At 52.9% G+C, this 13,059-nt stretch carries 7 protein-coding genes and 1 pseudogene; 4 read left to right on the top strand and 4 right to left on the bottom strand.

The genetic code is table 11. The annotated features are described in order from the left end of the window. Nucleotides 1–651: 651 nt before the first annotated feature. From M3650_RS11720 to M3650_RS11735, 4 genes and pseudogenes are all read left to right on the top strand, one after another. Nucleotides 652–3,006, top strand: coding sequence for a ribonucleoside-diphosphate reductase subunit alpha (locus tag M3650_RS11720; protein WP_251574881.1), 2,355 nt, complete (start codon nt 652–654; stop codon nt 3,004–3,006). Between the two features lie 100 nt (nt 3,007–3,106). After that, nucleotides 3,107–4,159 (top strand): ribonucleotide-diphosphate reductase subunit beta, encoded by a 1,053-nt coding sequence (locus M3650_RS11725; RefSeq protein WP_251574883.1) that lies wholly within the window; start codon nt 3,107–3,109, stop codon nt 4,157–4,159. A gap of 182 nt (nt 4,160–4,341) precedes the next feature. Then, nucleotides 4,342–5,030 (top strand): annotated as a pseudogene (locus tag M3650_RS11730) (bifunctional metallophosphatase/5'-nucleotidase); the annotation flags it as partial. Between the two features lie 324 nt (nt 5,031–5,354). Further along, entirely contained in the window at nt 5,355–6,941 is a 1,587-nt protein-coding gene (locus M3650_RS11735; protein ID WP_251574889.1) for an FAD-dependent oxidoreductase, read from the top strand. A gap of 116 nt (nt 6,942–7,057) precedes the next feature. Here the strand turns inward: M3650_RS11735 and M3650_RS11740 are convergent, their stop codons facing one another. The 4 genes from M3650_RS11740 to M3650_RS11755 all read right to left on the bottom strand — a co-directional run bounded on the left by M3650_RS11740 (nt 7,058) and on the right by M3650_RS11755 (nt 12,921). Then, nucleotides 7,058–8,833 (bottom strand): RNA polymerase sigma factor, encoded by a 1,776-nt coding sequence (locus M3650_RS11740; protein WP_251574890.1) that lies wholly within the window; start codon nt 8,831–8,833, stop codon nt 7,058–7,060. A 553-nt stretch (nt 8,834–9,386) separates the two neighbouring features. Then, a complete protein-coding gene (locus M3650_RS11745; protein ID WP_251574893.1) occupies nt 9,387–10,862 on the bottom strand; it encodes an extracellular solute-binding protein in 1,476 nt (491 codons plus the stop codon). Nucleotides 10,863–10,914: 52 nt separating this feature from the next. Next, nucleotides 10,915–11,838 carry a carbohydrate ABC transporter permease gene (locus tag M3650_RS11750; RefSeq protein WP_251574895.1) on the bottom strand — a complete coding sequence of 308 codons (924 nt, stop codon included), beginning with the start codon at nt 11,836–11,838 and terminating at the stop codon, nt 10,915–10,917. Nucleotides 11,839–11,964: 126 nt separating this feature from the next. Then, complete coding sequence (locus tag M3650_RS11755; RefSeq protein ID WP_251574897.1) at nt 11,965–12,921, bottom strand: ABC transporter permease; 957 nt, start codon at nt 12,919–12,921, stop codon at nt 11,965–11,967. Nucleotides 12,922–13,059 lie beyond the last annotated feature (138 nt).

Here is a 13,059-nt window from a genome sequence, read left to right on the forward strand (position 1 = left end):
CATAGCCGCTCATCGCGCCCGTGATTACGGGCGTTTTTTGTATATATCTCAATGCCAATGTAAATCTCCCGCTCGCACCGCAGCAATTCCGGCACGTGAATGCGCTATGCCGGTGTGACATGTGTGCGTGTTTTCGGCCATCCGGCCTTATTTCTTACAATTTACCCCTTCCATTTCACCTTTTTTTAATGAGTTCGTTTGATCTTATTTTAAGAGAATGGCCTCCTCTTCACCATGGCGGATCTTTTCATGCGTTGGTGTTTTTTTAAGGTGAAATCAATTAAAAATCTTGTTTATTCATTGTGAGATTTATCACCTCAAGCCTATTTACATACCCTATATGTTGTAGTATATTTACATATGCACAACAACATATAGAATATTGATAGGTTCTAACGTTCAACACCCCCTCGTGGATTGAACCGGAGCTTAATAGGGAAGACGATGCAATTCTGTCGCGGTCCCGCCACTGTAAAAAGTGCCGAAGGGTGCCTTTTTGGCCCTTGGCTACTGCCCAGATGTCAGCCCAAGCTATACGATACATACGGCATGCTGCCGTTCCTAATCCTATTCCGGTAAAGGGACGGTTTTTTCATGAACGCGGAACAAAAACAATATAGACTGATGGATGTTCGAGGAGGAAGAACACGGATGAATACGACCCCAACTCATACGGTTCAGACCGTTTTGAAACCCAACAATCGCTCGCTAGCTTTCGATCCGGAGCGAATTATGCGCTACGGCGAGCGAATTATGAGCCCTTATCCCCATCTGAACCGTGAACGCTGGCATCGCGGAGTGCTCTCCAAGCTGCGCCACAGCACGGTTCAAGCTGCCGAGATTACGCAAACATGCATCATGACGGCTCTGGAAATGGTCACGAAGGAAGAAGCCGAATGGAAGTTCGTTGCGGCGCGTTCATTGATGACGAAGCTGTATAAAGAAGCCGCTTTGCTCCGCAATTACAAGGCCTATCCAGACAAGCCTTACGGAGATTTCTACAAGCTCGTCAAGCAATTGGCGGACATCGGCATTTACCGTCAGGAACTGCTCGAAGCATACACGGCAGAACAAATACGCGATCTCGGCCAGGCCATCACGCCTTCCTGCGACGAGTTGTTCGATTATATCGGCCTCTTAACCTTGGCAGAACGCTACTTGGCGACGGATTTCGAAGGCCGCACGATGGAGCTCCCGCAGGAGCGCTATATGATTATCGCCATGTACCTGATGCATCAGGAGCCAACGGAACGCCGCATGGAATTGACGAAGGAAGCGTATTGGGCAATGAGCAACCTGTACATGACGGCGGCGACACCGACGATGGCGAACGCGGGTAAGAAGGTTGCCGGGCAATTGTCGAGCTGCTTCATTGATACGGTGGATGACTCGCTCGAGGGCATCTTCGACTCCAATACAGACGTAGCCCGCTTAAGCAAGATGGGCGGCGGCATCGGCGTCTATCTCGGTAAAGTTCGGGCGCGAGGATCTGATATACGCGGTCACAAAAATACGAGCTCAGGCGTCATTCCGTGGATCCGCCAGTTGAACAATACAGCTGTAAGCGTAGACCAGCTCGGCACGCGCAAAGGCGCGATTGCGGTCTACTTGGACGTGTACCATAAAGACATTCTGTCCTTCCTTGATTTGAAGCTGAACAACGGCGACGAACGCATGCGCGCACACGATATTTTCCACGGCATCAGCCTACCCGACCTGTTCATGGAAGCGGTGGAGCAGCGCGAGGATTGGCATCTGTTCTGCCCGCATGAGGTGAAGAAGACGATGGGCTGGAAGGATAAGAACGGACGCTCCTTAGGCTTGGAAGACTTCTACGACGAAGCGCCAGGCCAAGGCTCCTTCCGAGAGAAGTATGCGGAGGCGGTGGCGAACCCGAATCTGTCCCGCATTACGCTGCCGGCCATCGACATTATGAAGCGAGTCTTGAAATCCCAGCTTGAGACGGGCACGCCGTACATGTTCTACAAGGATTCGGCGAACCGCGCCAACCCGAACAAGGGACACGGCACTATTTTCTGTTCGAATCTCTGTACAGAAATTATGCAGAACATGTCACCGACAGTCATCGAGCAGGAAGAGCTCGTCACGAACGACGGACAGACACGCATCATCATTAGCAAAATTCCAGGCGACTTCGTCGTCTGCAACTTGAACTCGATTCACTTGGCGCGCGCTGTTCGCGCAGACGTGCTCGATCGGCTCGTTCCGATTCAAGTACGCATGCTCGATAACGTAATTGACATCAACAATATCGAAGTGCTGCAAGCACAGTACACGAACCGCCGCTACCGCGCCATCGGACTAGGCACGTTCGGTCTGCATCACCTGCTAGCGTTGGAAGGCATCGCGTGGGAAAGCGAAGACGCCGTGAAATACAACGATTATTTATATGAACGCATTAGTTATTTAGCAATCCAAGCAAGCATGCAGCTCGCACAAGAAAAAGGCGCTTATCCGCTCTTTGCAGGATCGGAGTGGGAGAACGGACGTTACTTCACAGACCGTGAATATACGACAGGCACCCGCCCAGGTCCAAAAGTGACGACCGAACAATGGCGTGAGTTGGCCGAGCAGGTCAAAACGAATGGCATGCGCAACGCTTGGCTGATGGCTGTCGCACCGAACGGTTCGACGTCTATTATCGCAGGCTCTACAGCCAGCATCGATCCGGTATACGAGCTCTTGAGCTATGAAGAGAAGACGACCTATAAGATCGCGAATCCGGCACCAGACCTCTCGGAGAAGACAATCTGGTACTATAAGACGGCATTCCGTCTCGATCAACACTGGTCGATCGATATGGCCTCTGCACGCCAGCGCCACATTGACCAAGGACAGAGCTTCAACCTGTATGTGCGCCCAGACATTAAGGCGGTCGACTTCCTCGCACTGCATCTGCACGCTTGGAAAGCAGGCCTGAAGTCCACCTATTACGTGCGCAGCCAAGCCTTGACCGTGGAAGAGTGCGAATCCTGCAGCTCGTAAGCTACGTGTGCGCATCATGGATCGGTACAGCATCCACCTTAAGAGGTTATTAATTAAGTTCCCTTTTAAACACGAGCTTTAACAGAAAAGGAGAGTCATGATGACACTACTCGATCGCGAGCTCAGCCGTCAGCTCATTTTCAATACGGAAGCACCGAACAAATCGACGCGCATTATTATGGGAGAATGCTCCGGCGTGTTGAACTGGGACGACATTCGCATGCCGCATATGTATAAATTGTATAAAGTGCTTTTGCTCAACCACTGGATCGCGGATGAAATTCCGATGTCCAAGGATGCGCAGCAATACCCGCTGCTCGAGCCTGAAGAGCGGAATGCGTTCAAGATTAATATCTCGCTCCTGGCGGTGCTCGATTCCATGCAGACGATGTTCGTCGGAGATGTGAAGAAATACTTCACCGATTCCTCCCTGGAGGCCATCGCAGCCATCATTGCGCAGCAGGAGGTCGTTCATAACCAATCTTATTCTTACGTGCTCTCTTCCTTGGTATCTGACCAGGAACAGAAGGAGATCTTCGAATATTGGAAGCATGACCGCGTGCTGCTTGAGCGCAACCGGTTCATCGCCGACATATATCAAACATTCCGCGACGACCCGACGCCTCAGACGTTCTTCAAAGCGCTCGTCGCAGACTTGATTCTGGAAGGAATCTTCTTCTACAGCACATTCGCCTTCTTCTATAACCTGGCGCGCGATCAGAAGATGATGGCGACAAGCCAAATGATCTCCTACATTCAGCGGGACGAGAACCAGCACTGCTACTTCTTCGGCGAAGTGTTCAAGCAACTGCTGCGTGACTTCCCAGAGCTGAACACGGAAGCGAACACGAAGTTCGTCTACGAGACGATCGACCGGGCCGTGCAGTTGGAGACGAACTGGGCGCACTACACGCTGCAAAATGTGCGCGGCATCGACTTGCGCGAGCTGAGCGATTACATCAAGCACATCGCCAATCGCCGCTTGAGCCTCATAGGCATGGACAAAGCGTACGACGGCGTGGACGTGAACTGCATGCCGTGGATTAAACCATTCTCCGACGAGGCGCTGAATGCGACGAAGACCGACTTCTTCGAGGCGAAGTCCCGCAATTACGGCAAGGTCGGCGACGATAACGGATTCGATGAGCTATAATACAAATAGATAGAGCACGAGCAACCAAGCTGTCCCTCACATCAATGTGGCCGGGACAGCTTTTTTATTAGAGGCTGTTCAAAAAGCCCCCTTTTGAACATGCGCATTATCTTTCTAATTGGCCTTTTTATATGCGCCGCTGCATCTCTTTACATAACTTTTATATACATTTAACAAAGCGTGCATTGTTCCCCGTGCTCGGCACCAACGTGTTCGACGAACCAGGCAAGCCGCTGCTGCAGCCGTATGTCATCAAGCAAATCGAAGGTAAAAGATTCGCCTTTCTCGGCCTCATTACCGAAGATACGCCTATCGTCACCCATCCAGACAATGTGAAGGGGCTCACCTTTACCAATCCGGTGGAGGTTGCGAAGGAGTGGGTGCCGAAGCTGCAGAAGCAAGCGGATCATGTCATTATCGTCTCCTATTCCGGGTTGACGGAAGACCGTGACATCGCGAAGCAAGTGCAGGGCGTCGACTTGATTATCGGGGGCATTCCCATACACGCATTGCAGAGCCGGAGCTCGTGAACGGCACCTATATTGTGCAGGACTGGGAGTATAGCAAATCGCTTGGCCGGGTCGACTTGTTCTACCATGACGGCGCGCTTGTCCACTTCTCAGGCGGATTGCTCGAATATGACGAGAAGACTGCACCGGATGCAGGCATCGCCAAGATGGTCGATGATTTGAAGAAAGAAACCGATGGACTCTTGAATGAAAAAATCGCGACGGCAGCGGTTGCGCTTGAAGGGGACCGCACCAAAATCCGTGCGGAAGAAACGAATCTGGGCAATCTGATCACGGATGCAATGCTGGAGCGGACACGCAGCATGCCGGGCTTCGAAGCAGATGTGGCGCTGACGAATTCCCCGGCGTCACTCTCTATGAACTTGTCGAGCAGTTCATCAAGTCGAAGAAAGAACTGACGGCAAAGGTCGAGCAACGCATTCGTCAATGAACGCCCCTAACCATTATATAGCTAACTTCCTCAACCCACCCCTCCTGTGCTTACGACAGGACACGCATGGCCTCAATTTCCTCCCGGCCAACGTGTCTTGTTTTCGTTTTAAGGAAATTCGTATCCCAATTACCACAAATAGCAAAGAAATTCGCTATTCGGCTGCACTCCAGTTTTCCTATAATAATATTGATAGGTAATCATTGGAAAACAATGCTGCAAGGAGGAGTATATTATGGCACAACAAAAGTCCGAATGGGAAGCTGATCTCGTCATCATCGGCGGAGGCATGGGGGGCTGCGCCGCGGCATTGGCCGCCTGTCGATTGGGAAAGACGGTGCTGCTCACGGAAGAGACCGCCCGCATCGGCGGACAATTGACAAGCCAGCTCGTTCCACCAGACGAACATCCGTGGATTGAGCAGTTCGGCTGCACGGAGACGTATCGGCAGTTCCGCAATGCTATACGCCGCTACTATCGCGAGCATCTGCCGCTCACCGCGAAGGCGCGCTCGAATCGGCACTTGAACCCCGGGAACGGCAACGTGAGCCGCCTGTGTCACGATCCGCGCATTGCGCTGCACGTGCTGGAATCGATGCTGTTCCCTTATGTGCATAGCGGCCGGCTCACCATCCACACCAGCTGCCGCGCGGTTGGCGCCGAGGTCGAAGGCGACCGCATTCGTGCCGTCACCGTACAGGATGCGGAAGGGAACGCATATACTTGCACGGCGCCCTATTTTCTCGATGCGACCGAATGCGGCGATTTGCTCGCCTTATCCGGTACGGAATATGTCACTGGAGCGGAATCGCAGCGTGACACGGGCGAACCGCATGCCGTTCCGGGGGCCGCTGAGCCGCAAAATATGCAGGGCATCACTTATTGTTTCGCCGTCGATTACGAAGAAGGCGAAAACCATACGATTGCGAAGCCGGATCGCTACGATTTCTGGCGCCAATACAAGCCATCCTTTTGGCCAGATCGCCTGCTGAGCTGGACCGGTGTCAAGCCGTCTACCCTAGAGCCGGTGAAATACTCTCTCTTTCGCGAACAAGGGTCGTTCCCGCTGTTTCATTACCGGCAAATCACCGATCCTTCGCTGTATGATCAGGCTGCCGACTCCATTCCCCAAGCCGTGACGGTCGTCAATTGGCCGCAGAACGATTACTGGCTCGGCTCCATTATCGATGTTAGCGAAGCTGAAAAAGAACAGCATCTGAACGATGCGAAGCAGCTCAGCCTGTCGCTGCTGTACTGGATGCAGACTGAGGCGCCGCGGCATGACGGAGGCTGCGGTTATCCGGGCCTGCGACTCCGCAAGGATGTCGCGGGGACAGCGGACGGGATGGCGATGTACCCCTACGTCCGGGAATCGAGACGGATTCAAGCCGAATTCACCGTCTTGGAGCAGCACATCTCAACCGATTTCCGCCCAGGACAGCCGGCGGAAACGTTCCCGGATTCGGTCGGCATCGGCTGCTACCGCATCGATCTTCACCCTTCGACAGGCGGGAATAATTACATAGATATTTCCTCCCTGCCGTTTCAGATTCCACTTGGGAGCCTCTTGCCCGTCCGCATGGACAATCTCATACCGGCCTGCAAAAATATCGGCACCACGCACATCACTAACGGCTGCTACCGCTTGCATCCAGCCGAATGGAACATTGGCGAATCGACCGGCGTTCTTGCGGCATATGCCTTGAACAAGGGCATTGCGCCACGCGCGGTGCGAAGCCAGCAGCAGCATCTCGAAGCGTACCAGCGCCTTCTGCAGCAGTTAGGTATCGAATTGCAGTGGCCGTCCATCCGTCCCGTCTAAGCAGCCTGCTTTTGTCTCCCCGCTTGCGTCGTTGGTGTTAAGCGGGGGGCCTTCCTTTCGTATTTCCGCAAAAATAAAACGGGGATACCCCGCCTGTTTAGGATATCCCCGTCGCTTTATTTGTTCAGTTCCGCATCCATCTGCTCCAACAAAACGATACTCTGCTCTTCCAACGCTTTGACCGACTGTAAAATCGTGATGGCACGCCCGGCCTGCTCCGGTTCGTTCGGTTCTCCCCCAGCAGGGAACGGAAACATCTGCTGCAGCTCCTGCAGCTGCTCGGCCATGCTCGCATATAGCCCAGCCGCTTCCTTGCCTAGGTTGCGGAAGCGATCATCTGCTGCGGCATCGCCGCCCTGCCACATGTCATTCAACTCATTCAGGAACTGTGCCGCGTAATGTCGGGCGTTCTGAACGACGGCGATGTTATATGAATTGCCGTTCGGTTCGACCGTTCCACCGCGGAAGGCTTCCACCCAGATATCATAAGCGGCCAAGCCATGTACGCTATACTGAGGCTGCTCTTCCCTGCCATGATAGTGATCCAGAATCAATTGCAGCGCACCCTTTAGTTGGCCGCGTTCATCCGTTGCATATGGCTCATCAATAGCCAGCACGAATAAATCCTCGAGAATCCCCCGCCCCAAATGATCATAAGGAATATGTTCCTCTTTGCCGCACTCCACAGCCGTAAGCTTTCGCGCTCCATCATCATAGCCATAAATGAGGCCGAACTCAGGTACGAGTAAATCCCACGACAGCACGGGCAGCCCCCGATCAATGGAATCGTGAATCAGATTGAGCGCTTCGGGAAGCGCCTCGTGCAGCTTACGCTTCGCTTTCGCCTCCGGCGTGAGCATGGACGCATCCACCAGATTGGTGTTCGGCCCAAGCTTCAAGGGCATAGCGTCGACGATACGGGCTCTGAACCCGAGATTGCGCAAGCCTTTTGATAAAACATCCCTGAAATCGTAAATAGTCGGGCCGGCAATGTTGACGTCGCCTGGGCAAATGTTGATGCGGAACGCATATCCGCTCAATCCCATAATCCTCGTCAGCGACTCCTCCTTGTCCGTATAGGACAGCAGGCCGTGCAAGGCCGAAGCGGCGGACGTCCATGTGAATGTTTCGGCTAGCGTGCCGGAATTAGGCAGCAGCTTTGTTTTCATGCACCCCATATCCTTCCTGTTCATGACATAGTGGTCAACAGACACGCGGATTTTTTCTTGAACGACTTTTTTTCGGGAACGAGATAAGATTTGATATACATTGGCAGTTGACAGGCGGAACAGCTTGGCAATTTCCTGAGGAGACAAATGATCGAAGAAATGAGACTCGAATATTTGCCGTTCCTTCCGGTTCAAGCACCGCAGCATGCCGCCAATCGTCTCAAGCAGTTCCTTGCGCACGATCCTCTCTTCGGGGGTGGCTTCCTGCGCGTTCCCTTCTACTCCCGAACGGGCAAGCCGGAGCATAATATAATCGAGATTGTGCCACTGTTCCTCTTCCAACTCCGCTTCCACATCCCGCATCAAGCCGGTGAACGTCCTCTCTTGGGCGATTGGCTTGCTCCTCAGCTTCGTGTACGCCTGATTGCGCACAATCCGATGGATCCAAGGCAGAAACCGTGCGGCATCCACCAGCGAACCGAGATGCAGAAAAGCCCGGATGAGCGCATCCTGCACAATATCCTCGGCCAGAAATGGTTCCTGCGTGATAGATCGGGCGTAGCCGTATACTTTGGCCCGATGCCTGCGCACCAATTCGCCATACGCTTCCCGATCGCCCTGCTTCGCGCGCTGCACCAGCATGCTGTCGTCCAGCTCATCCAGCTCAGGAGACCACTCATCCCCTACATCTTGTTTCCACTCCGTAACCGCCACGTCGTTCATTCAAACACCTCGTTATATTGATGACCTACTGCATTGACTCCAGAAAGGAATGATCTCTGACATTTTAACAAAAAAGGATTTGAAATGCCCTCCATCGTCCATTCGACACGATACATGTTGGCGAACCTGCCTGGTAGACGTAGACGACATTCTAGGACGATATTCTCTATACTACTTTACCTTTAGCTCCATTCTCCCTTTCAGTCAGAGGACTTACTCTACACTGAGTCTCCTCACCAATCCTTACGCTCCGCTTCTGAACCGATGGAAGAGTGTGACTAAGCTCAAAGGGATGAAGCAACTGCTTCAGGCACGTGCGGTGCCAATATCATTTCCCACCTGAACCACTGGGAGAGTGGAGCTAAACGCGATTGTATGGGATTTGTCAGCTTCAGGAAGAGTTGCAGCACGCGTCGGAGATGGAGCCGTGATTGGCATTTCTATCGACATGTGGCACAAGAGCGACAAATGCGAGAAACAGATAAAAGAGACTGCAACCGCCCAATGGATACCTGGCGGTGCAATCTCTGTTAATGGAACGCATTCTTTTGTTTTAGCGCTTGGCATACCACTCGTTAGCGGCCTTCACCATCTCCTCGCCGCCCTGAGCGCGCCATTCGGTGAGAAACTGATCGTAATTGTCGAGCGGCTCCGTCCCGCTGATGAAGTTGATGAATGTGTCCTCCTGATACTTGTTCAGCCGCTGCAGGTTTTTCGAGATGTCTGGAATCGGCGGAGCCGCGCTCATCGGATCGATGACGAGCAATCCTTCGGCGTTCTTTTGGAATGTGGTGAAATAGCTTTCCACGACTGGATTTTTCTTCAGGCGCGCCTGCCAGTAAATCGGATAGCTCTTCTCATCCACTCCCGTCAGGAACGAGCTCGCGTTGCTGCGCTCATCGGCGAACTTCGGCATAATCGGCGTATAGACGCCGTCCTCGAGCTTGTGATGTGCGCCTTCCTCACCGATGGCGATGCCCTTGAAGATGTCTTTGTCAAACTTCATGTCGAGCCATTTGACGACTTCTTCCTTATGATTCGCGAACTTCGGCACTGCGATGAAGTAGTTAATCGTATTTCCAGCAGAGCCTACTCGTGCCACGCCCGCCTTATCCTTCAATACAGGTACGATCCCCAGCTTTGCATCCGGGAAGTTCTTCGCCAAGGCGTTCACGAGGTTCGGCGCTACCCACCAGCCCGGACTGTACATGGCCGCCTTGCCGCTGGCTACCTTTTCAATCGATTTATCTGCCGTGTTAATGCCCCACTCCGAGTCGATGAGCCCCTCTTTATACAGCGTGCTCATGAAGGCAAGGTATTCCCTCATCTCTGGCGCTTCGACGGAATGAATGATCTTGCCGTCCCGTTCCAGCCATGCCGTCGTTAAGCCAAAGACGCTTGCGATGTCCGGATGCACAGGTACTTTACCGCCCGTCAACGGGATTACATTCTTTTTCTCCTTAAAAGCTCTCAGTACGGTGACGAATTCGTCGAGATTCGTCGGCGCCTTCATGTTCATTTCATCGAGCCAATCCTGGCGCACGACAAGCGCGTACGATGCCGTGCCGCTGCCGCCTCCCGTTTCAGGGATGGCATACGTTTTTCCTTCATAGCGCGCGCCTTCCCAAGACTCGGAGCCGATGACCTGCTTCATGTTTGCCCCGTACTGTTCAATTAAGTCATCGAGCGGCTCGAGTGCCCCAGACGACACAAGCTGATAATATTGCGCCGGAGCAAGCTTCAACACATCGTACGGCTCCTTGTTCGCCATAAGCAGGTTCAACTTCTCATCGGCATTCTCCGCCGGCAGCATTTCATACTTAACCGTATAATCGGTCTTCTCCTTCAAATACTGCGCCACCGCGTCTCCGTTCGGCTCGAACCGTTCGAACGGCATCAGTTGCCGCAGTTGCTTCCCGTCCCCTTCTCCACCGTCTGCGCCTGCGCCTGACTTGGAGCCGTTGCAGCCGATAAGCGACAGCACCGCGATCACCGCCACGATTGATAACCAGATCTGATTACGCCGCATGAACATTCCTCCGCTCTTTTCTTTTGTTCTCCTGTCGCAATCCTTCACACCGTTAACCTTTAATGGAACCAATTAACACCCCTTTCACGAAATACTTCTGCAGAAACGGGTAAACGAGCAAGATTGGCAAGGTCGCCACGAGAATCGAAGCGGCTTGAATCGCCTGCGGTGTCGTGTTCATGACGGCATCGATGTTCGGCACATGCCCTCCGTCCTGATAGGTGATGTTGGAGTGAATAAGCAGCTCCTTCAAATACAGTTGAAGCGGTTTCAATTCAGGCGAGTTGATGTAAATCATGGAGGCGAAATAATCATTCCAGAAGCCGACCGCATAGAAGAGCGCAATCGTCGCAAACACAGGCAGTGATAACGGCACGGTAATGCGAAGCAGAATCGTCAGGTTGGATGCGCCGTCCATTTTGGCTGACTCCTCCAGCTCATCGGGAAGCGACTCGAAATAGTTTTTGATGATTAACATATTGAACACGCTAATCATACTCGGCAAAAAGAGCACCCATAGCGTATCGATTAGTTCAAGCCGGTGCATGAGCAAATAAGCGGGAATGAGTCCACCGCTGAACAGCATCGTGAACACGTACATCAAAATGAAGAACTTGCGCCCGCGCAAGCGCGGCTTGGACAAGGGATAGGCGGCAATAGCCGTCATAATTAATCCGATAGCGGTGCCCGCCGCCGTTATCGTAACGGATACCATGAAGGCGTTCATGAATTTGGCATCACTCAATACATACAGATAAGTGCCGAACTGAATGTCGACCGGAAACAAGGACACGCGTCCCGACAACACCGCCTCTTCGCTGCTAAGCGATTTGGCGAGCAAATTGAGGAACGGAAACAGCGTCGTCCATGACACGAGGGCAAAAAAGATATAGTTCAGCGCGTGGAAGACACGCTCTCCGGCCGATATGCGGATCGTTGACGGCTTCGTTGTCGTCTTCTTTAGTTCCGTTGTCATGCCGTGCCTCCTTTCTTCAATAGTGGCGCCTCGCTATTTGTCTGTCCTTCCCTCTGTTGCTCGGGCGCGTTGATTCATCCACGCTGCGCACTCGACTACGCTGACATGCCGGGCGCGTCACGCTCTCTACCAGACGCCGCGATTGAGCGTGCGCCGGCTAATATAATTGCCGCTCATGATGAGGATGAAGCCGACCACCGATTCGAACAAGCCCACAGCAGCCGAGAAGCTGTAATTCTGTTCCCCGAGACCGGTGCGGTACACGTAAGTTCCGATGACGTCCGATACGTTATAGACGACCGGGTTATACATGACGAGTATTTGCTCCGTACCGGCTTCCAGCATGTGGCCAAGCCGCAGGATGAACATGAGCAGAATAACGGGAACGAGCCCCGGCAGCGTAATGTGCCAAATCTGTCTGAACTTGTTCGCGCCGTCCATCTTCGCCGCCTCGTACAGCTGCGGATCGATGGAGCTCAAGGCTGCCAAATAGACGATTGTGCCCCAGCCCGCCTCCTTCCAACCGGCCGTACCGACGAGCAGCCAGCGAAAGACGCTGTTATCGAGAAAGAATTTAATCGGCTCTCCACCGAACCATTCAATGATCCGGTTGACGAGACCTCCATTAATGGACAGCAGATCTATGAACAAGCCGCTGACGATGACCCAAGACAGAAAGTGGGGCATGTAAATAATCGTCTGCACCGGGCGTTTGAACCACATTTTCGTCAGCTCGTTCATCAGAATGGCCAGCAGGATCGGGAGCGGAAATAGAAGCACGATTTTCAGCACCGAAATGATGAGCGTATTCCAAAATACCTGCGCGAACTTCGGAGATTGGAACAGCCGCGCAAAATGCTCCAATCCGACCCACGGGCTGTCCGCAATGCCGCTGAAGATGTTGAAATCCTGGAAGGCAATGACGACGCCATACATTGGGGTGTACTTGAACAAGAGAAGAAAGGCGACGCCCGGTATGAGCGCGATGTATAAGTCCCAGTCCTTGCGCACGTCGCTCCACAGCTTGCGCCAGTAATGACGCGTCGGTGAGCGCGGAGCATTGTCCATCTCTTTCGTATCCATCTCCCCCATCCTTTCTTTGACTCCGCATGCCTCAATCTTGCATTCACCCTCGAAGAGCATATGCTTCGAGTTCTTGCAACCTTCTCAGTGCTGAAAGCGTTCTTTTTGAACTCGCATTTATAGCGTACGGGAAGGCAG

The sequence above is a fragment of the Paenibacillus sp. MER TA 81-3 genome (genome assembly GCF_023713585.1).
In the GTDB taxonomy this organism is placed as follows: Bacteria; Bacillota; Bacilli; order Paenibacillales; family Paenibacillaceae; genus Paenibacillus_B; species Paenibacillus_B profundus.